The 18,332-nt window shown below is 53.1% G+C and carries 30 protein-coding genes; 4 read left to right on the forward strand and 26 right to left on the reverse strand.

All coding sequences use genetic code 11. From position 1 onward, the window contains the following. The first annotated feature begins 46 nt into the window (after positions 1–46). From yihA to ACIPF8_RS04345, 4 genes are all read left to right on the forward strand, one after another. Positions 47–766: a ribosome biogenesis GTP-binding protein YihA/YsxC gene (gene yihA / locus ACIPF8_RS04330; protein ID WP_400417481.1), complete on the forward strand. Its 720-nt coding sequence runs from the start codon at positions 47–49 to the stop codon at positions 764–766. Positions 767–1,200: 434 nt separating this feature from the next. Continuing rightward, positions 1,201–2,214: a porphobilinogen synthase gene (gene hemB / locus ACIPF8_RS04335; RefSeq protein WP_400417484.1), complete on the forward strand. Its 1,014-nt coding sequence runs from the start codon at positions 1,201–1,203 to the stop codon at positions 2,212–2,214. 204 nt (positions 2,215–2,418) lie between these two features. Beyond that, positions 2,419–3,036 carry a hypothetical protein gene (locus tag ACIPF8_RS04340; RefSeq protein ID WP_400417486.1) on the forward strand — a complete coding sequence of 206 codons (618 nt, stop codon included), beginning with the start codon at positions 2,419–2,421 and terminating at the stop codon, positions 3,034–3,036. A 3-nt stretch (positions 3,037–3,039) separates the two neighbouring features. Beyond that, complete coding sequence (locus ACIPF8_RS04345; RefSeq protein WP_400417488.1) at positions 3,040–3,585, forward strand: CorA family divalent cation transporter; 546 nt, start codon at positions 3,040–3,042, stop codon at positions 3,583–3,585. A 101-nt stretch (positions 3,586–3,686) separates the two neighbouring features. Here the strand turns inward: ACIPF8_RS04345 and ACIPF8_RS04350 are convergent, their stop codons facing one another. The 26 genes from ACIPF8_RS04350 to rplV all read right to left on the reverse strand — a co-directional run bounded on the left by ACIPF8_RS04350 (position 3,687) and on the right by rplV (position 18,331). Then, positions 3,687–4,328, reverse strand: coding sequence for a peroxiredoxin (locus ACIPF8_RS04350; protein ID WP_400417491.1), 642 nt, complete (start codon positions 4,326–4,328; stop codon positions 3,687–3,689). Between the two features lie 196 nt (positions 4,329–4,524). Further along, positions 4,525–6,369, reverse strand: a complete 1,845-nt coding sequence (dsbD, locus tag ACIPF8_RS04355; protein ID WP_400417494.1) for a protein-disulfide reductase DsbD — start codon at positions 6,367–6,369, stop codon at positions 4,525–4,527. Then, positions 6,362–6,694: a divalent-cation tolerance protein CutA gene (gene cutA, locus ACIPF8_RS04360; RefSeq protein ID WP_400417497.1), complete on the reverse strand. Its 333-nt coding sequence runs from the start codon at positions 6,692–6,694 to the stop codon at positions 6,362–6,364. The genes dsbD and cutA overlap by 8 nt, the downstream gene beginning before the upstream one ends. A gap of 136 nt (positions 6,695–6,830) precedes the next feature. Then, positions 6,831–7,226 (reverse strand): 50S ribosomal protein L17, encoded by a 396-nt coding sequence (rplQ, locus tag ACIPF8_RS04365; RefSeq protein WP_400417499.1) that lies wholly within the window; start codon positions 7,224–7,226, stop codon positions 6,831–6,833. Positions 7,227–7,384: 158 nt separating this feature from the next. Beyond that, on the reverse strand, positions 7,385–8,362 hold the full coding sequence (locus ACIPF8_RS04370) for a DNA-directed RNA polymerase subunit alpha (protein WP_061532025.1): 978 nt from the start codon (positions 8,360–8,362) through the stop codon (positions 7,385–7,387). Between the two features lie 142 nt (positions 8,363–8,504). Next, complete coding sequence (gene rpsD, locus ACIPF8_RS04375) at positions 8,505–9,128, reverse strand: 30S ribosomal protein S4 (protein WP_038484689.1); 624 nt, start codon at positions 9,126–9,128, stop codon at positions 8,505–8,507. Positions 9,129–9,306: 178 nt separating this feature from the next. Then, entirely contained in the window at positions 9,307–9,711 is a 405-nt protein-coding gene (gene rpsK, locus ACIPF8_RS04380; RefSeq protein ID WP_014004417.1) for a 30S ribosomal protein S11, read from the reverse strand. 97 nt (positions 9,712–9,808) lie between these two features. Beyond that, complete coding sequence (gene rpsM / locus ACIPF8_RS04385) at positions 9,809–10,174, reverse strand: 30S ribosomal protein S13 (protein ID WP_395825965.1); 366 nt, start codon at positions 10,172–10,174, stop codon at positions 9,809–9,811. 27 nt (positions 10,175–10,201) lie between these two features. Then, on the reverse strand, positions 10,202–10,315 hold the full coding sequence (gene rpmJ, locus ACIPF8_RS04390; RefSeq protein WP_014004415.1) for a 50S ribosomal protein L36: 114 nt from the start codon (positions 10,313–10,315) through the stop codon (positions 10,202–10,204). A 34-nt stretch (positions 10,316–10,349) separates the two neighbouring features. Then, positions 10,350–10,568, reverse strand: a complete 219-nt coding sequence (gene infA, locus ACIPF8_RS04395) for a translation initiation factor IF-1 (protein WP_014004414.1) — start codon at positions 10,566–10,568, stop codon at positions 10,350–10,352. A gap of 35 nt (positions 10,569–10,603) precedes the next feature. After that, complete coding sequence (gene secY / locus ACIPF8_RS04400; RefSeq protein ID WP_061536896.1) at positions 10,604–11,935, reverse strand: preprotein translocase subunit SecY; 1,332 nt, start codon at positions 11,933–11,935, stop codon at positions 10,604–10,606. A gap of 34 nt (positions 11,936–11,969) precedes the next feature. Continuing rightward, positions 11,970–12,401 carry a 50S ribosomal protein L15 gene (rplO, locus tag ACIPF8_RS04405; RefSeq protein ID WP_061532022.1) on the reverse strand — a complete coding sequence of 144 codons (432 nt, stop codon included), beginning with the start codon at positions 12,399–12,401 and terminating at the stop codon, positions 11,970–11,972. Positions 12,402–12,427: 26 nt separating this feature from the next. Next, the gene (gene rpmD, locus ACIPF8_RS04410) at positions 12,428–12,607 is read right to left on the reverse strand and encodes a 50S ribosomal protein L30 (RefSeq protein WP_061535113.1); all 180 of its coding nucleotides are present in this window, start codon (positions 12,605–12,607) and stop codon (positions 12,428–12,430) included. Between the two features lie 10 nt (positions 12,608–12,617). After that, positions 12,618–13,136, reverse strand: coding sequence for a 30S ribosomal protein S5 (gene rpsE, locus ACIPF8_RS04415; RefSeq protein WP_014004410.1), 519 nt, complete (start codon positions 13,134–13,136; stop codon positions 12,618–12,620). A 12-nt stretch (positions 13,137–13,148) separates the two neighbouring features. Beyond that, on the reverse strand, positions 13,149–13,511 hold the full coding sequence (rplR, locus tag ACIPF8_RS04420) for a 50S ribosomal protein L18 (RefSeq protein ID WP_061532021.1): 363 nt from the start codon (positions 13,509–13,511) through the stop codon (positions 13,149–13,151). A gap of 12 nt (positions 13,512–13,523) precedes the next feature. Next, the gene (gene rplF / locus ACIPF8_RS04425; protein WP_400417508.1) at positions 13,524–14,057 is read right to left on the reverse strand and encodes a 50S ribosomal protein L6; all 534 of its coding nucleotides are present in this window, start codon (positions 14,055–14,057) and stop codon (positions 13,524–13,526) included. Positions 14,058–14,067: 10 nt separating this feature from the next. Further along, positions 14,068–14,463: a 30S ribosomal protein S8 gene (gene rpsH, locus ACIPF8_RS04430; protein WP_014004407.1), complete on the reverse strand. Its 396-nt coding sequence runs from the start codon at positions 14,461–14,463 to the stop codon at positions 14,068–14,070. Between the two features lie 14 nt (positions 14,464–14,477). After that, a complete protein-coding gene (gene rpsN / locus ACIPF8_RS04435) occupies positions 14,478–14,783 on the reverse strand; it encodes a 30S ribosomal protein S14 (RefSeq protein WP_014004406.1) in 306 nt (101 codons plus the stop codon). 7 nt (positions 14,784–14,790) lie between these two features. Beyond that, complete coding sequence (rplE, locus tag ACIPF8_RS04440; protein ID WP_400417511.1) at positions 14,791–15,330, reverse strand: 50S ribosomal protein L5; 540 nt, start codon at positions 15,328–15,330, stop codon at positions 14,791–14,793. Positions 15,331–15,336: 6 nt separating this feature from the next. Further along, positions 15,337–15,651, reverse strand: a complete 315-nt coding sequence (gene rplX, locus ACIPF8_RS04445) for a 50S ribosomal protein L24 (RefSeq protein WP_061532017.1) — start codon at positions 15,649–15,651, stop codon at positions 15,337–15,339. Between the two features lie 9 nt (positions 15,652–15,660). Continuing rightward, positions 15,661–16,029 carry a 50S ribosomal protein L14 gene (rplN, locus tag ACIPF8_RS04450; protein WP_014004403.1) on the reverse strand — a complete coding sequence of 123 codons (369 nt, stop codon included), beginning with the start codon at positions 16,027–16,029 and terminating at the stop codon, positions 15,661–15,663. A 216-nt stretch (positions 16,030–16,245) separates the two neighbouring features. Then, positions 16,246–16,518: a 30S ribosomal protein S17 gene (gene rpsQ, locus ACIPF8_RS04455; protein ID WP_014004402.1), complete on the reverse strand. Its 273-nt coding sequence runs from the start codon at positions 16,516–16,518 to the stop codon at positions 16,246–16,248. Further along, positions 16,518–16,709: a 50S ribosomal protein L29 gene (gene rpmC, locus ACIPF8_RS04460; protein ID WP_014004401.1), complete on the reverse strand. Its 192-nt coding sequence runs from the start codon at positions 16,707–16,709 to the stop codon at positions 16,518–16,520. Before rpmC ends, rpsQ begins: the two co-directional genes overlap by 1 nt. A 12-nt stretch (positions 16,710–16,721) precedes the next feature. Then, positions 16,722–17,141, reverse strand: coding sequence for a 50S ribosomal protein L16 (gene rplP, locus ACIPF8_RS04465; protein ID WP_061532016.1), 420 nt, complete (start codon positions 17,139–17,141; stop codon positions 16,722–16,724). A gap of 2 nt (positions 17,142–17,143) precedes the next feature. Further along, positions 17,144–17,989: a 30S ribosomal protein S3 gene (gene rpsC / locus ACIPF8_RS04470; RefSeq protein WP_400417517.1), complete on the reverse strand. Its 846-nt coding sequence runs from the start codon at positions 17,987–17,989 to the stop codon at positions 17,144–17,146. A gap of 9 nt (positions 17,990–17,998) precedes the next feature. Then, positions 17,999–18,331, reverse strand: a complete 333-nt coding sequence (rplV, locus tag ACIPF8_RS04475; RefSeq protein WP_172656933.1) for a 50S ribosomal protein L22 — start codon at positions 18,329–18,331, stop codon at positions 17,999–18,001. Position 18,332: the final 1 nt, after the last annotated feature.

The following is an 18,332-nucleotide window of genomic DNA, read 5'->3' on the forward strand; positions in this document are numbered from 1 at the left end:
CTTTCCGGCATTTTTGCCTCCCCTTACCGCATTTTCTGCTCACTCCATGTCCCTACTTTGGCAAGCCCGCTTCTTCACCACGGTCAATCATCTTCGTGACTTGCCAACTTTGCAAGTCCCCGAGATCGCATTCGCCGGCCGCTCCAACGCCGGTAAATCGACCGCCATCAACCTGCTGTGCAACCAGAAAAAATTGGCGTTTGCGTCGAAAACCCCTGGCCGCACGCAGCACATTAACTATTTTTCAATCGGCGGCGCGCATGTCGCCCAGCACCGTAAAGACGAAACCAAGATCGACGAAATCCGCGCCTTGCTGGTCGACTTGCCCGGTTACGGCTACGCCGAAGTCTCCGGCACGGCGAAATTGCACTGGCAACAACTATTGGGCGATTATGTCAGGCGTCGCCAGCAACTCGCCGCGCTGGTGCTGATCGTCGATTCGCGCCGCCCATTTACCGAACTCGACGTGCAAATGGTCGAATGGTTTGCGCCGACTGGCAAGCCGATTCATTGCATTTTAAGCAAATCGGATAAGCTCAATCGCAACGACGCCACCAACGCATTGCGCCAGGCCCGTACTTTCCTGGCCAGCTACGTCGATGAAAACAATCAGCAACTGCCGTTTACCGTGCAATTATTTTCAGCGTTGAATCGTAGCGGGCTGGAAGAAGCGAATGACCGCATCCTGGAACTGGCCGGACTGACAGGCAAGGACGATCAGGATATCGATACGGATACGGATGCGACTGGCGATCGGGAAGAGTAGGCGATGGTCCCCGGCAATAGACCGGGATGTAGAATGAAATACAAGCAGAGAACGAAGCTCGAAACGCATCTACTCTGCAAGAAGCATCGGAAATAAAAAAGCCCTGGAGAAAGGGGAATATCTCCAGGGCACAATGCCTTATCACCAAAAGCGATACGGCCCCGCTCAGGGAGGGAAGCGGGAGGCGAATGATGCACCTATTGCTAGGAGAAGGTTCGCCGGAAAAAGTTCACGAATTTTTTACTTTTCGGCGAAAATATTAGTCGAGAATCGATTCAGGTACTCGGACGCACTGCCTGCCACGATGTCGCGGGCGGATCCGGCAACCGGCTTCTGCCAGGTCGAATTAAAACCTGGCAAGTTCGTCGGCCTGCAGAACGCGCGAGCCTTGATCCGGTCCAACACTCCACTCACCCGATATGTCAGAAACCGTCATGCCACTCTCTCAGAAAACTGCTCAATTTCCAGCCATCCGCATGCGCCGCATGCGCAAGGACGCTTTTTCACGCGCAATGATGCGGGAAAATACCATCACCAGCGCCGACCTGATCTATCCGGTATTTATTCTGGACGGCAAGAATCAACGTGAAAAAGTCAGTTCGATGCCTGGCGTTGAACGCCTGTCGATCGACTTGCTGCTGCATGTCGCCGAAGAGTGCGTGGCCTTGGGCATTCCAGTCATTGCGCTGTTTCCGGTCATCAACCCATCCCTGAAAACTCCCGACGGTATCGAAGCGACCAATCCGCAGGGATTGGTTCCGCGCGCGGTGCGCGAACTGAAGCAGCGCTTTCCGGAACTGGGCATCCTGACCGACGTCGCGCTGGATCCGTACACCAGCCACGGCCAGGACGGCGTGCTGAATGCCGACGGTTATGTGCTCAATGATGAAACCTGTGCGATCCTGGTCAAGCAAGCGCTGGTCCAGGCTGAAGCAGGCGTCGATATCGTCGCGCCATCCGACATGATGGATGGCCGCATCGGCGCAATTCGCAGCGCTCTCGAATCGCATCACCATATCTACACGCGCATCATGGCGTACTCGGCCAAATACGCATCGGCGTTCTACGGCCCGTTCCGCGACGCCGTCGGCTCTTCGGCAACGCTGGGCAAAAGCAACAAGAACACCTACCAAATGGATCCGGCCAACAGCAATGAAGCCTTGCATGAAGTCGCGCTCGACCTGGCCGAAGGCGCCGACATGGTGATGGTCAAGCCGGGCATGCCGTATCTCGATATCGTGCGTCGCGTGAAAGACGAATTCAAGGTGCCGACCTTTGCCTATCAGGTCAGCGGCGAATACGCGATGATCAAGGCGGCGGCGCAAAACGGCTGGCTCGATCACGACAAGACCATGATGGAAGCGATGCTGGCGTTCAAGCGCGCCGGCGCCGATGGCGTGCTGACCTACTTCGCGCTGGACATTGCCCGGCATCTGAAAAAGGGTTAAACCGGCAGCGGCGCGCAATGACACACCGTCCTTGCGCGCCGCAGTTTTAGAACCAAGTTGATTGACGTCTGCAATCGGCATCGTGCCGCTGCAAGACGCGTTTGCTACACACTCTCTGCGCAGCCCACAGCGGGCTGCATCATCTTCTGGCAGGCGGCTCGACACTCGTGCTCCGGCCCATATTCAAACGCTTATCGACAATGCATGGACATCTTTCTCATCAGTGAAAACCAGGTTAGCCAACACAGTGACATCCCCGATGCCGTTCCGCTGAAAGGATTTCTCTGGATCGACGCCACGCATGAAGAAGTGGCGGCAGATCCGGAAGCCTGGCGCAATGCCATCACCCAGGCAACCGGCACTCAAATCTACGATCCGCACATGACGGATGCCCTCAATCCCAACCATCCGTCGTATTTCGACTCGACCCAGGATTACGGGATGGTGGTATTTCGCAAGCTGATGCTGAATGGCAGCGGAAACGGGAACTGCAATGTATCGGATACCGCCGTTCAGTCTGCCAGCACGAAAGGCGATGCGCCAACCGCCGATGCAACGGACACCGATGCCGGCAAGCGCCGCATCCCGGCCGCGCTGAGCAAACTGGCCACGCAGCCAGTGACATTCCTGATCATGGACCATGCGCTGATCACCGTGCATGAACGTTACAGCCGCACCATCGATGCGGCACGCACGCGTCTGCTCGATCATTGCAACAAGCCTGAAAAATCACCGCACCCGGCGCGCCTGCCAACCTCGCCGGAAGACCTGCTGCTGCGCCTGATCAACGCCATGGTCGATCAGTACCTGGATTTGCGCTAGCCGTTGACGACGCAGCTGGACCGCTGGCAGCGCGCCCTGCTTGATCCGCGCCGGCCATTCAAGGACTGGATGGCGCTGTTGGATGCACGGATCGAATTACGCAAACTGGAAAACCTGTGCGAAGAACAGCATGATGCGATGCAAGAGCTGCGCGACTACTTCGTCGACCTCAACGACGGCGTCGAAATCAGCCGCGCCAGCGACTTGCTGCTGGTGCGCATCAACGACGTGATGGAGCACATCACGCGCGTACTGAATCACGCGCGCCGGCTGGAGTCATCGATTGAATCTGCGGTGCAAATCCACTTCTCGGCAGTGGCCCACCGCACCAATGAAATCATGCGCACGCTGACCGTCATCACCGCATTGTTCATGCCGCTGACCTTGATCACCGGGATCTTCGGCATGAACTTCGAAGTCATGCCCTTGCTCAAGAACGCGCTCGGCTTCTGGCTGACGATGGGCAGCATGGCACTGGTGATCGTCGTCATGCTGGTGTTCTTCCAGCGCCGCCGCTACCTGGAAAGCCAGGCGCTGGACCGGCGTTGAACAACCGGCTGTAACTACTGCGCGCATAAACAAAAAGCCTCGCCATTTTTCCTGGCGAGGCTTTTTCATTTCAGTACTCCGTAGACGTCACGGACAAACAATCAGTCACGATTAGGTTGCGGCGTCAGCCGCAAATAAGGACGGATCGCTTTGTAACCTTTCGGGAATTTCTGCTTGAGAACCTCAGGGTCCTGCAGCGACGGAACGATGACGACATCTTCACCATCTTTCCAGTTGCCTGGAGTCGCTACCGAATAATTATCGGTCAGTTGCAGCGAGTCGATGACACGCAGGATTTCATCGAAGTTGCGGCCGGTGCTGGCCGGATACGTGATGATCAGGCGCACTTTCTTGGCTGGATCGATGACGAACAGCGAACGCACGGTGGCAGTTGCACTGGCATTCGGATGGATCAGGTCATACAGTTCGGATACCTTGCGGTCGGCATCGGCAATGATTGGAAACCCAACCACGGTGTTTTGTGTTTCGTTGATGTCCTTGATCCACTCTTGATGCTTGTCGGCAGGATCGACGGAGAGCGCGATCACCTTGACGCCGCGCTGCTCGAATTGCGATTTCAATTTGGAAGTCAAACCGAGTTCGGTAGTGCAGACCGGCGTGAAGTCGGCTGGATGCGAAAACAACACCACCCATGAATCGCCGGCCCAATCGTAAAACTTGATTTTCCCGAGTGAAGAATCTTGCTCGAAATCGGGGGCAACGTCGCCAAGGCGTAAAGTCATTTCAGTCTCCTTTAGATTGCACAGGTTTGCTAGAACTAAAACTATAGCGGTGCGACGATGATAGTCTAACGAACTTTATCGACTATCTACATAACCTGCAGTTAGAAGCCGGACCTCGACTACGCTGCAGATTGGAGGCACCGAACACATGATTCTACTCCTTCGGGGCAGCATGGGTTACCGGCCCCAACGCCCATCATTTTTTCACATCCAGAACCGCCAGTGATTGCAGGAATTTATCGGCGTTCTGATAGCCGATCACCCGACCGTGAGGCACTTCTTTTCCCTGGCCGTCAAAGAATATGATGCCCGGCGGCCCGAACAGATTGAAACGCTTGAGCATCGCCTTGTCGTCGGCATTGTTGGCGGTGACGTCAATCTGCAGCAATACCATATCGCCAAAACGCGCTTGTACCCGTGGATCGGTAAACGTGAATTTTTCCATCTCTTTGCATGACACGCACCAGTCAGCGTAGAAATCCAGCAATGCTGTTTTGCCGTTGGTCTGCGCCAATGCGGCATCCAGTTCGGCAACCGATTTGACGCGGATGAACTGGGTATGGGCGCTTTCCTGCGTGCTGCCAAGGTGCGCCAGCGGCGCCAGCACATCGCGGCCGCCGGTCATGCCGCCGACCAGTTGCAGCACGCCGCAGACCATGAATACCACACCAAAGGCTTTGGCGAGCCAGCCTGAGGACGACTTGTCCCATAGTAGATAGGCACCGTAGCCAATTCCCAAGGCAGCCCAAGACAGCATCTGCGCTATGGCTGGAATGACCGGCGATATCATCCATATTGCCGTCGCCAGCATCAATACACCGAAGAAACGTTTAATTGACTCCATCCAGGCACCAGCCCGCGGCAATATCGAGCCTGCAGAGACACCTATTAATAACAAAGGTACACCCATGCCAATCGCCATCACAAATAACGTACTCCCTCCAAGTACAATATCTCGTGTCTGGCTTATATACACTAATGCCCCCGCCAACGGCGGCGCGACACATGGGCCGACGATCAACGCCGACAGCGCACCCATGACAAATACTCCGATCAACTTCCCCGCGGCTTGCTGCCCAGAAGCCTGCGAAAATTTCGTTTGCATTGCTGCCGGTAGCTGCAATTCGTAAAAGCCAAACATCGATAGCGACATCAAAACCATCAGCAGGGAAAATATCGACAACACCCAAGGATTCTGCAGCGCTGCAGCCAAACTGTGACCAGCCAAACCAGCTGCCACGCCCAATGCTGCATAGACCAATGCCATGCCAAGCACGTAAGTGGCCGAAAGCAAAAGTCCTCGCCGACGACTTACCTGGCTCCCCTCTCCTAGGATGATAGTGGATAAAATCGGCATCATTGGATAAGAGCAAGGCGCCAGAGATAGGCCCAGGCCTAACAAAAAGAACCAAGGTAAGATCACCAGCAATTTGCCACTTTTCAACGACGAAGTAATACGACCATCTTCAGAATCCGTGGTTACGGATTCTGTGTTGTGTACTTGCGCTGGAATCGAATTGGCTGGCTGTTTAACGTCGACAGAAGATTGCGGTGTATCGGCCGCGACACTGCCGCCACTACCTATCCCCATCGCACTCAACAGGCCGCCACCGCTGCCGCCGGTCGTCGACAAGCTGATGCGCGAGTCCATTGGCGGGTAGCACAAACCCTTGTCGGCGCAACCCTGGCCGGTGGAAATGAGCGTAAAGCTGCCATTCGCCTCAACCGGCAAGCGAATCGTGATGCTATGGTGATAGGTCTCTACATTCTTGTTGAATGTCTGATCGAATTTGACGGTCCCGGCCGGGATCTGCGGCTCGCCCAAGGTCGCGCCTTCGGCTTTGAAATGGAAGCGTTCGCGATACATGTAGTAGCCGTCCGCGATCGCATAGCTGACTTCGGCGGTTTTGGCATCCACCATCCGTGCGGAAAATTTGAAGGCGACTTCGGGCGCCAGGTAATCGTCATCGTCAGCGTGTGCGACTCCGAACGTCAATATCATGACCAGCAAAATCGGCAATTGCTTGAGCAGCTTAAACATTCACATCCTTTTGAGTTTCAGCGGTAATCCAGTTCAAATAGGCCGGCAAGCCGGCCACAATCGGTATCGCAATGATTTCCGGCAGCGCGTAAGGGTGGAGCGCCTTGATCGCGGCCTCCAGCTCGGCATAACGGCTTGAGGTAGTCTTGATCAACAATGTGACCTCACTGGCCTGTTCCACCACGCCTTCCCAGCGATATACCGACTGCACGGCAGGCAAGATATTGACACAAGCCGCCAATTTGCGTTCGACCAGGTGCCGTGCGATGGTTTCCGCTTCGGCTAATCCAGGCAAGTTGGTGAGTATAAGCAACGCTTCCGACATAGTCGACTTTGCTCCCAGATTCCTTACAATAATCGGCGCTACTGCACGGCCAGAAGCAGATCCGCGAGACGTACAGGCAACAAAAAAGCCAGGCAAGGCCTGGCTTTTCATTGTAACGCAGCAGTGCTGGTTAAGCTTAGTCCGCTGTTGGAACGTCAGCAGCGTCGCTGACTTCAGGACGGTCAACCAGCTCAACATACGCCATAGGTGCGTTATCGCCAACGCGGAAACCCATTTTCAGGATGCGCAGGTAGCCGCCGTTACGGGTAGCGTAGCGTGGGCCCAGTTCAGCGAACAGTTTCAGGACCATTTCACGGTCGCGCAGGCGAGCAAATGCCAGGCGCTTGTTTGCCAGGGTGTCGGTCTTGCCCAGTGTCAGGATCGGTTCGATCACGCGGCGCAGTTCTTTTGCCTTTGGCAATGTGGTCTTGATTGCTTCGTGACGCAGCAGCGAAACAGTCATGTTGCGCAGCATGGCCAGACGGTGGGAAGAAGTACGATTTAATTTACGGAGGCCGTGACGGTGACGCATGGTAATTCCTTTCAGTTTTGAGTTTACATCCAGCTCTTCGATCGACTTTGGCAGTGCCTGGTCGCGGGCCGGTTGAAATTAGTACAACAATAGAAACAACGAGAGCAAAACAAGCTCAGGGGCGTGATTCTATCTCACCCCCGAGCTAACAACAAATATTACTTTTCCAGGCCGGCAGGCGGCCAGTTTTCCAGCTTCATGCCCAGTGTCAAACCACGGGATGCCAGAACTTCCTTGATTTCGTTCAAGGACTTGCGGCCCAGGTTTGGCGTCTTCAGCAGTTCATTTTCGCTACGCTGGATCAGATCGCCAATGTAGTAAATGTTTTCTGCTTTCAGGCAGTTCGCCGAACGTACTGTCAGTTCCAGATCATCGACTGGACGCAACAGGATAGGATCGACTTGCGGTGCGCGGGATGGTGCTTCAGCAGCAGCTTCAGTGCCTTCCAGTGCAGCGAACACGTTCAACTGGTCAACCAGCACACGTGCCGATTGGCGAATCGCTTCTTCCGGAGTGATCACGCCATTGGTTTCAATGTTGATGACCAGCTTGTCCAGGTCGGTACGCTGTTCCACACGCGCCGATTCAACAGCGTAGGAAACGCGGCGCACTGGCGAGAACGATGCGTCCAGGATGATGCGGCCGATGGTCTTGTTGGCATCTTCAGTCAGACGACGCACGTTGCCTGGCACATAGCCACGGCCTTTTTCAACCTTGATCTGCATATCCAACGCGCCGCCGGCGGTCAGGTGGGCAATCACGTGCTCTGGGTTCACCAGTTCTACGTCATGCGGCAGATCGATGTCGGAAGCCAACACAGCGCCTTCGCCATCTTTTTTCAATGTCAGTGTCACTTCGTCGCGGTTATGCAACTTGAACACAACGCCCTTCAGGTTCAACAAGATGTCGACGACGTCTTCCTGCACACCGTCGAGTGACGAGTATTCATGTACCACACCGGCGATGGTCACTTCAGTCGGCGCGTAGCCAACCATCGATGACAGCAGGACGCGGCGCAATGCGTTGCCCAGCGTGTGGCCGTAGCCACGTTCAAACGGTTCCATCACGACTTTAGCGTGGCCGGCACCCAGTGCTTCTACTTCGATAATACGTGGCTTCAACAAGCTGTTTTGCATGAAATGTCCTTTTCAATACCCTCGGCTCGTTACACCGATAAGGCTGATGGCATTAAGGGTGCCGCCAATAATCACGAGGATTATTAGAGGCACCCTGATGAAACGGCTCCGCCTGAATCCAGGCAGAGCCGAAAAACTAAAATTAACGCGAATACAGTTCGACGATCAGCGATTCGTTGACGTCGTTAGCGATTTCGTTGCGGTCTGGCAGGGACTTGAAAGTACCTTCCATCTTCTTCGCATCAACCGAAACCCACGATGGCATGCCGCCTTGTTCGGCCAGTTGCAGCGCTTCGATGATACGCACTTGCTTCTTGGCTTTTTCACGAACAGCGATCACGTCGCCAGTCTTCACTTGGTACGAAGCGATGTTCACAACATTACCGTTGACGGTGAATGCCTTGTGCGAAACCAGCTGACGGCTCTCAGCGCGGGTCGAACCGAAGCCCATGCGATAGATGACGTTGTCCAGACGCGCTTCCAGCAAACGCAGCAGTGTTTCGCCGGTGTTGCCCTTGCGACGGTCTGCTTCAGCGAAATAACGACGGAACTGACGTTCCAGAATGCCGTACATACGCTTAACTTTTTGCTTTTCGCGCAATTGGTTACCGTAGTCGGAGGTACGTGCACCAGATGTGCGGCCATGTTGACCTGGCTTGGAATCCAGTTTGCACTTGGAGTCCAGCGAGCGGCGTGCGCTCTTCAGGAACAGGTCCGTACCTTCACGGCGGGAAAGTTTTGCTTTAGGTCCGATATAACGTGCCACGATGCTTCCTTTTAAAAATATGACGCCGGGGCATTACTGCCTTTTGCGGTCGACAACCGACCTGGCGCTAGTCTGATTTACCTTCAATCAGACAGTGGGCTTAAGAACAAAACCCGCCAAGGTCATTGGCGGGCTACTTGCATACGCTATTGCCAGGCAATAGCGAAATCTTTACAGATTAGATACGACGACGCTTTGGAGGGCGGCAACCGTTATGCGGTACTGGAGTAACGTCTTGAATCTGGGTGATCTTGATACCCAGGTTGTTCAACGCACGAACAGCGGATTCACGACCAGGACCTGGGCCCTTGATACGCACTTCCAGGTTCTTTACGCCACATTCCACAGCCACTTTACCAGCGGCTTCGGCTGCAACCTGCGCTGCGAATGGAGTCGATTTCCGGGAGCCCTTAAAGCCAGCGCCGCCAGATGTCGCCCACGACAACGCATTACCTTGACGATCGGTAATCGTGATGATGGTGTTGTTGAAAGACGCGTGGATGTGCGCGATGCCTTCAGCAACGTTCTTTTTAACTTTTTTACGCACACGTGCTGCTGCGGCGTTATTTGGGGACTTTGCCATAATAATTTCCTTGAATCCGACTAATTCTAGTAATTGCAGGACAGAGTTGACGAGCCACAGAAGCGTGGCAAATTACCCTGTCCTCAACGACTAATAATTATTTCTTCAGCGATTGAGCGGCTTTGCGCGGGCCCTTACGGGTACGTGCATTGGTGCGAGTACGTTGACCACGGCAAGGCAGACCCTTGCGATGACGCATACCACGGTAGCAACCCAGATCCATCAAACGTTTGATGTTCATCGACAGTTCACGACGCAGGTCACCTTCGACGACGAATTTTGCAATTTCGTCGCGCAGCTTTTCCAGCTCGTTATCGTCGAGATCTTTGATCTTCTTCGTAGTCAAAATACCCGTGCTGTCGCAAATTTCTTTTGCGCGTGGGCGGCCAACACCGTAGATGGCTGTCAAGCCGATAACGGTGTGCTGATGGTTGGGGATGTTTACCCCTGCAATACGTGCCATTCGTTATTCCTCGATCAATAACGTTAATTAACCTTGGCGCTGTTTATGGCGCGGTTCTGTACAAATGACGCGGACAACGCCTTTGCGCTTAATGATCTTACAGTTGCGGCAGATCCGCTTGACTGATGCGAGCACTTTCATTTTTGCCCTCTTTCGTTCTAGGTTCTAATTGCTGTTACTTGGTACGGAACACAATCCGTGCCCGGCTTAAATCATAAGGTGTCAATTCTACCGTCACCTTATCTCCTGGGAGGATGCGAATATAGTTCATGCGCATCTTGCCAGAAATATGACCGAGGACGATATGTCCGTTTTCCAACTTGACTCTAAATGTTGCATTGGGGAGATTCTCAAGAATCTCGCCTTGCATCTGGATAACGTCGTCTTTTGCCATTCGGTCTACTGGTTCCTCTGGTCGTTCATTTCAACTTAACGCGTCGAAACGCCGCCCTTGAAATTTGCTTTACGAAGCAGCGAATCATATTGCTGCGACATCACGTAATTCTGTACCTGCGCCATGAAATCCATGGTGACTACAACGATAATCAACAGCGATGTACCACCAAAGTAAAACGGCACCTTCCAGCGAGCGATCAAGAATTCCGGAACCAGACAGACTACAGTGATATAGACCGCGCCGACCAAAGTCAAACGCATCAGGATCTTGTCGATATAACGTGCAGTTTGTTCACCTGGACGAATCCCTGGTACAAACGCGCCGCTCTTCTTCAGGTTGTCAGCAGTTTCCTTGCTGTTAAACACCAACGCTGTGTAGAAGAAGCAGAAGAACACAATTGCAATCGCATACAGCAAAGCATGAATCGGCTCGCCTGGCGCCAATGAAGCCGCCATATCCTTGAGGAAGTTCACTACCGGATTGGTTGAATCACCCGAAGTAAACCAACTCGTGATTGTCGCAGGAAACAAGATGATTGACGAAGCGAAGATTGGAGGAATTACCCCAGCCATATTCAGCTTCAGCGGCAAATGACTGCTTTGACCGCCATAAATCTTGTTACCTACTTGACGCTTGGCATAATTCACCAGAATCTTGCGCTGACCACGTTCGATAAACACCACCAGGTAGGTTACCGCCGCAGCAATCACGCAAATCAGGATTGCCGAAGGAGCACTCATCGAACCAGTACTGACTTGTCCGAACAAACCACCGATCGCATTTGGCAAACCAGCTGCAATACCTGCAAAGATGATGATCGAGATGCCATTACCGAGACCACGCTCTGTAATTTGCTCACCCAACCACATCAAAAACATCGTTCCGGTCACCAGCGTAACAACTGTCGTGAAACGGAAAGCCAAGCCGGCATCCAACACCAGGCCAGGTTGTGATTCCAGTGCAACAGCGATACCCAGAGCCTGAAAGGTAGCCAACAACAGCGTACCGTAACGGGTGTACTGCGTAATCTTGCGACGACCGGACTCGCCTTCTTTCTTCAATGCTTCCAGCTGAGGCGACACAATCGACATCAATTGCATCACGATCGAAGCTGAAATGTACGGCATGATCCCCAGCGCAAACACGGTGAACCGTGACAGCGCACCACCAGAGAACATGTTGAACATGCCCAGGATACCGCCCTGGTGCTGCTTGAACAATTGCGCCAATTGCGATGGGTCAATTCCAGGTACTGGAATATGCGCACCAATACGATATACAACCAATGCAGCAAGCAAGAACCACAGACGGCCCCATGGGAAGCCGCTCGCAGCACTCTTTGCAAGTTGGGGAGAAGTCGCCACTTATTGCTCCATTGCTACGAGTTAGAACGACAAATCAAGCAACCGATCCACCGGCCGCTTCAATCGCAGCTTTTGCACCTTTGGTAGCGATCAAGCCTTTGAGCGTTACTTTCTTGGTGACTTCGCCCGACAGGATTACGCGTACCACACGTGCCAGCTCACCGATTACGCCAGCTTGCTTCAGAACCAGGATATCCACTTCAGTTACAGGCAGGTTTTCCAGGTCCGACAAACGAACTTCAGCCTTGTACGGCGTTGCCATCGACTTGAAGCCGCGCTTTGGCAAACGACGTTGCAAAGGCATTTGACCGCCTTCGAAGCCGACTTTGTGGAAACCGCCCGAACGCGATTTTTGACCCTTGTGACCGCGGCCGGATGTCTTACCCAGGCCCGAGCCGATACCACGACCAACGCGACGCTTGTAGTGCTTGGCGCCATCTGCAGGTTGAATAGTATTCAATTCCATAATTTGCTCCGTTCGCAAGCGTTAGCTTACGAAACCACTTTCACAAGATATGACACTTTATTGATCATGCCGCGCACTGCTGGCGTGTCTTGCAATTCGGAAACCGAATTGACCCGACGCAGACCCAAGCCGCGAACTGTCGCGCGATGTGTTTCGCGCGTGCCGATCAAACCCTTGACCAATTGTACTTTTACAGTCTTTGTCATGTTGATCACCTTAGCCCAGAATTTCTTCAACGGACTTGCCACGCTTAGCGGCGATTTCCGATGGAGTGTTCATTTTCGACAAGCCGTTCAACGTAGCACGAACCATGTTGTACGGATTGGTCGAACCAGTGGATTTCGCCACAACGTTCGTCACACCCAGTACTTCAAAAATTGCGCGCATTGGACCGCCTGCAATAACACCAGTACCGTCTTTAGCTGGCAGCATCAAAACCGATGACGCGCCGTGCTTGCCGGAGATAGCGTGTTGCAGAGTACCGTTCTTGAGCGTTACCTTGATCATCTTGCGACGGGCTTCTTCCATAGCCTTCTGCACAGCAACTGGCACTTCTTTCGATTTGCCCTTGCCCATGCCGATACGGCCATCGCCATCACCAACAACAGCCAATGCTGCGAAACCCATGATACGACCACCCTTGACCACTTTGGTCACACGGTTGACCGCGATCATTTTTTCGCGCATGCCATCATCCGGCTTATCGCTTTGCATTTTCGATTGCATTTTTGCCATGACGATTCTTCCTTAGAACTTCAGACCAGCTTCACGGGCGGCATCTGCCAGCACCTTGACGCGGCCGTGGTAACGGAAACCGGAGCGATCAAACGCAACTTCGGTAACTCCTGCTTTCAGTGCCTTCTCGGCAACGCGCTTGCCAACCAAAGATGCAGCTGCTGTATTGCCGCCTGCACCGGACTTGCCGGCCAGTTCCGCACGTACTTCAGCTTCCACTGTGGAGGCCGAAGCCAGCACTTTAGCGTCAGGGCCGATGATGCTAGCGTAAATGTGCAAGTTGGTACGATGCACTGCCAGGCGGTTCACCTTTAACTCTGCGATCTTGGCACGCGTTTGGCGTGAACGGCGCAGACGTGATTGTTTCTTATCCATCGTCAACCCCTATTACTTCTTCTTGGTTTCTTTAAGGATTACCACTTCGTCCGAGTAACGAACGCCCTTGCCCTTATAAGGCTCAGGTTCGCGGTAAGCACGAACTTCTGCAGCAACCTGACCAACACGTTGCTTGTCGATACCCTTGATCAGGATTTCGGTTTGCGTCGGTGTTGCCACGGTAACGCCTTCCGGCATTTGGTGTACAACAGGATGCGAGAAACCGAGCGACAGGTTCAACTTGTCACCTTGTGCTTGAGCACGAAAACCAACGCCAACCAGGTTCAACTTCTTTTCGAAGCCCTTGGTTACGCCATTGACCATGTTGTTGACCAGAGCACGCAGGGTGCCTGACATCGCATTGGCTTCACGGCTGTCGTCAGCGGCAGCGAAATTCAGCGTGCCGTTGTTGTTTTCGATTTTCACCAGGCCATTCAAGGACTGGGAAAGCGAGCCCAATGGGCCCTTAACTGTGATCTGCGCTGCTGTAATGGTCGCTTCCGCGCCAGTTGGCAGTGCAATCGGCATTTTACCTACACGAGACATATTGCACTCCTTAGGCGACGTAGCAAATAACTTCGCCACCGACACCGGTTGCGCGCGCTTTGCGGTCCGTCATGACACCAGCAGGCGTCGAAATAATTGCCACACCTAAGCCGTTCATCACGTTAGGGATGTCATCTTTGCCCTTGTAGATCCGCAGCCCTGGACGGGATACGCGATCAAGACGTTCGATAACAGGACGGCCGGCGTAATACTTCAAACCGATTTTGAGTTCCGCTTTGCCGCCTTCTTCTGCGACAGCGAAATCTTCAATGTAACCCTCGTCCTTGAGGACGTTGGCAATCGCAATCTTGACCTTCGACGATGGCATTGCCACGGTTGTCTTGTGAACTACTTGCGCATTGCGGATACGGGTCAGCATATCGGCGATAGGATCGCTCATACTCATTGCATATTCTCCTATTACCAGCTTGCTTTAGTCATACCCGGAATCTCGCCACGCATGGCGATTTCACGGAGCTTAATACGGCCCAGACCGAACTTGCGGAAAGTGCCACGTGGACGACCAGTCAGGGAGCAACGATTACGTTGACGGGTCGGAGCCGAGTTACGTGGCAACGCTTGCAATTTCAAGCGAGCTTCGTAGCGCTCTTCTTCCGACTTCGATTGGTCATCAATGATTGCCTTTAACTCGGCACGCTTGCCTGCATACTTCTTTACCAGGTCAGCGCGCTTTTGTTCACGGTTAATCAGTGCCAGTTTTGCCATGGCAACCTCAGTTTCTGAACGGAAATTTAAATGCGGCGAGAAGCGATTTTGCTTCGTCGTCGGTCTTAGCAGTTGTCGTGATGCTGATATTCATACCACGCAACGCGTCAATCTTGTCGTACTCAATTTCGGGGAAAATGATCTGCTCTTTCACACCGATATTGTAGTTACCACGACCGTCAAACGCACGACCGGACACACCACGGAAGTCACGAACGCGCGGCAGCGCGACAGTGATCAGGCGATCCAGAAACTCGTACATCTGAGCGCCACGCAGTGTAACCATGCAACCAATCGGATAGCCTTCACGGATCTTGAAACCCGCAATAGCCTTACGCGCCTTGGTCACTACTGGTTTTTGACCTGCAATCTTGGTCAAGTCGCCAACAGCGTGCTCGATGATTTTCTTGTCCGCAATCGCTTCCGACAGACCCATGTTCAGGGTGATCTTCAGGATGCGCGGCACTTCCATTACTGACTTGTAAGCGTATTTCGCTGTCAAGTCGGTAACGACCTTTTCTTTATAGAATTCTTGGAGACGGGCCATGATCTCTTAAACCTTAACAACTTCGCCACTGGACTTGAAAACGCGGACTTTCTTGCCGTCCACATCTTTAAAGCCAACGCGATCTGCCTTGCCAGTTGCAGCGTTGAACAACGCAACATTTGACACGTGAATTGGCATCAACTTGTCAATGATGCCACCAGTTACGCCAGTCATCGGATTTGGCTTAGTCGCTTTTTTAGCAACATTGACACCCTCAACGATGACGTGCTCGGCATCAACGCGTTGCTTAACAACACCGCGCTTGCCCTTATCTTTACCAGTCAGGACGATTACTTCGTCGCTTTTCCGAATCTTATCCATCTCGACTCCTTACAGCACTTCAGGCGCGAGCGACACAATCTTCATGAAGCGCTCTGTGCGCAATTCACGAGTGACTGGTCCAAAAATACGCGTACCAATTGGCTCAAGCTTCGCGTTCAGCAGCACTGCTGCATTGCCATCGAACTTGACCAACGAACCATCTTGACGACGAACACCTTTAGCGGTCCGCACGACAACGGCGTTATAGATCTCGCCCTTTTTGACGCGACCACGTGGCGCTGCCACTTTGACGGTAACCTTGATCACATCACCAATGCTGGCATAGCGACGCTTGGAACCACCCAGAACTTTGATACACATAACTTCGCGTGCACCAGTGTTGTCGGCTACTTCGAGCCGGCTTTCCGTTTGAATCATAATATTTTCTTTCCCAACTTAACTCGCTGCCGCACGATGCGGATTTACGGTCAGTCTTGGTCCTGTCAGAGCAACTCTGCTGAGCGCACTGCTTAGGTGGACGACTTCCAAAACTTCTTGCTAGATACTGCAGGGTGTTTATTTCGCTCTCATTGGAAGCCAACAGGAGCGAAGCCAAGCATTATTACATCAAAATGCTTGGCTCGCAACAATTACTTACAGGACTTGTGCCACTTGTACCACACGTGTCACGCTCCAAGCTTTAGTCTTGGAGATTGGACGTCCTTCTTGGATCTCGACAACGTCGCCTTCCTTGGCCTGGTTGGTTTCGTCATGTGCATGGTACTTGTTAGTACGCACGATGATTTTGCCATACAGAGGATGCTTGACGTGGCGTTCGATCAGGACGGTAACAGTCTTGTCCATTTTATCGGACACAACTTTACCAACCAGCGTGCGCTTGAGCGCTTGTTTCACTTGATCGTTCATTACAGGGCGCCCTTCGAATTGATGACGGTCTTGACCCGTGCTATATCGCGACGAACTTTCTTCAATTGCGACGTATTGCTCAATTGCTGAGTAGCGATTTGCATGCGAAGGCTAAATTGCGCCTTCAACAACTCGTTCAGCTCTTTCGTCAAGGCCGCTTGATCTTTGTCGCGGAGTTCAGATGCTTTCATGTTTCACTCCAATTATTGGCCGACTTGACGCACGACGAACGTGGTCAAGAGTGGCAGTTTAGCTGCAGCCAAACGGAATGCCTCACGCGCCAGAGCTTCGTCGACGCCATCCATCTCGTACAGCATTTTACCTGGCTGAATTTCAGCCACGTAATACTCGGGATTACCCTTACCGTTACCCATACGGACTTCAGCAGGCTTTTGCGAAATTGGCTTATCCGGGAAAATACGAATCCAGATACGACCACCCCGTTTGATATGACGGGTCATTGCGCGACGAGCTGCTTCGATCTGACGCGCGGTGATACGACCGCGGCCAACCGCTTTCAGGCCAAATTCGCCAAACGACACGGCGGTACCGCGCGAATGCGAAATGCCCTTGTTGCGGCCTTTTTGCTCTTTACGATATTTTCTGCGTGCTGGTTGCAGCATGATTATTCTCCTGCTTTCTCAGCCGGTGCAGCAACAGCAGCAACACCTTCAGCAGCACCATCCGGCTTCTTGGCACGGGCCGGACGCGCAGCTGGCGCACCTGGACCTGCCGTTGTAGTTTTAGCACGTGGACGACCGGCTGGCTTGCCATCATCGCGACGTGGACCACGGCGTTTCTTGTCATCGTCGTTAGGTACGTCGATTACCGGCGCTTCGCCGTTAGCCAAACGATCACCCTTGTAAACCCAGACTTTGATGCCGATAATGCCGTATGTGGTTTCAGCTTCGCCGAAACCGTAGTCGATGTCAGCGCGCAGTGTGTGAAGTGGTACACGACCTTCGCGGTACCATTCGGTACGTGCGATTTCGATACCATTCAGACGACCGGACGACATGATCTTGATCCCTTGCGCGCCCAGACGCATTGCGTTCTGCATCGCACGTTTCATCGCGCGGCGGAACATAATACGTTTTTCGAGCTGTTGCGCGATCGAGTCAGCGATCAGTTGTGCGTCGATTTCAGGTTTACGAATTTCTTCGATATTAACGTGAACCGGCACACCCATCAGCTTGGTCAGCGACGACTTCAGTACTTCGATGTCTTCGCCTTTTTTACCAATAACAACACCAGGACGCGAGCTGTAAATCGTGATGCGTGCGTTCTTTGCAGGACGCTCGATAACAACGCGGCCGACCGATGCGTTCTTCAGTTTCTTCTTGAGAAAAGCACGAACTTTCAGATCTTCGCTAAGCATTTGGGCAAAATTGCTATTGCCTGCATACCAGCGGGATCCCCAGTTACGTGTAACCGCAAGGCGAAAACCGGTTGGATGAATCTTCTGTCCCATCGTGACTCCTTAGTTTCCGACAGTCACGTAAATGTGACAGGATTGCTTCGAGATACGATCGCCACGGCCTTTTGCACGCGCTGTGAAGCGCTTGAGGACCGAACCTTTTTCCACGTAAATCGTCGTGACCTTCAGCTCGTCGATGTCAGCACCGTCATTGTGTTCGGCATTCGCAATTGCGGATTCCAGAACACGCTTGATGATAGCTGCACCTTTCTTAGGGCTGAAAGTCAGGATGTTAAGCGCGTGATCAATTTTTTTGCCGCGAATCAGGTCGGCGACCAGACGGCCCTTTTGGGCCGACAGGCGCACGCCGCGGAGGGTAGCTTTAGTTTCCATCATC

Origin of the sequence: Collimonas sp. NPDC087041, from assembly GCF_044745265.1 — a bacterium.
GTDB lineage: Bacteria > Pseudomonadota > Gammaproteobacteria > Burkholderiales > Burkholderiaceae_D > Collimonas.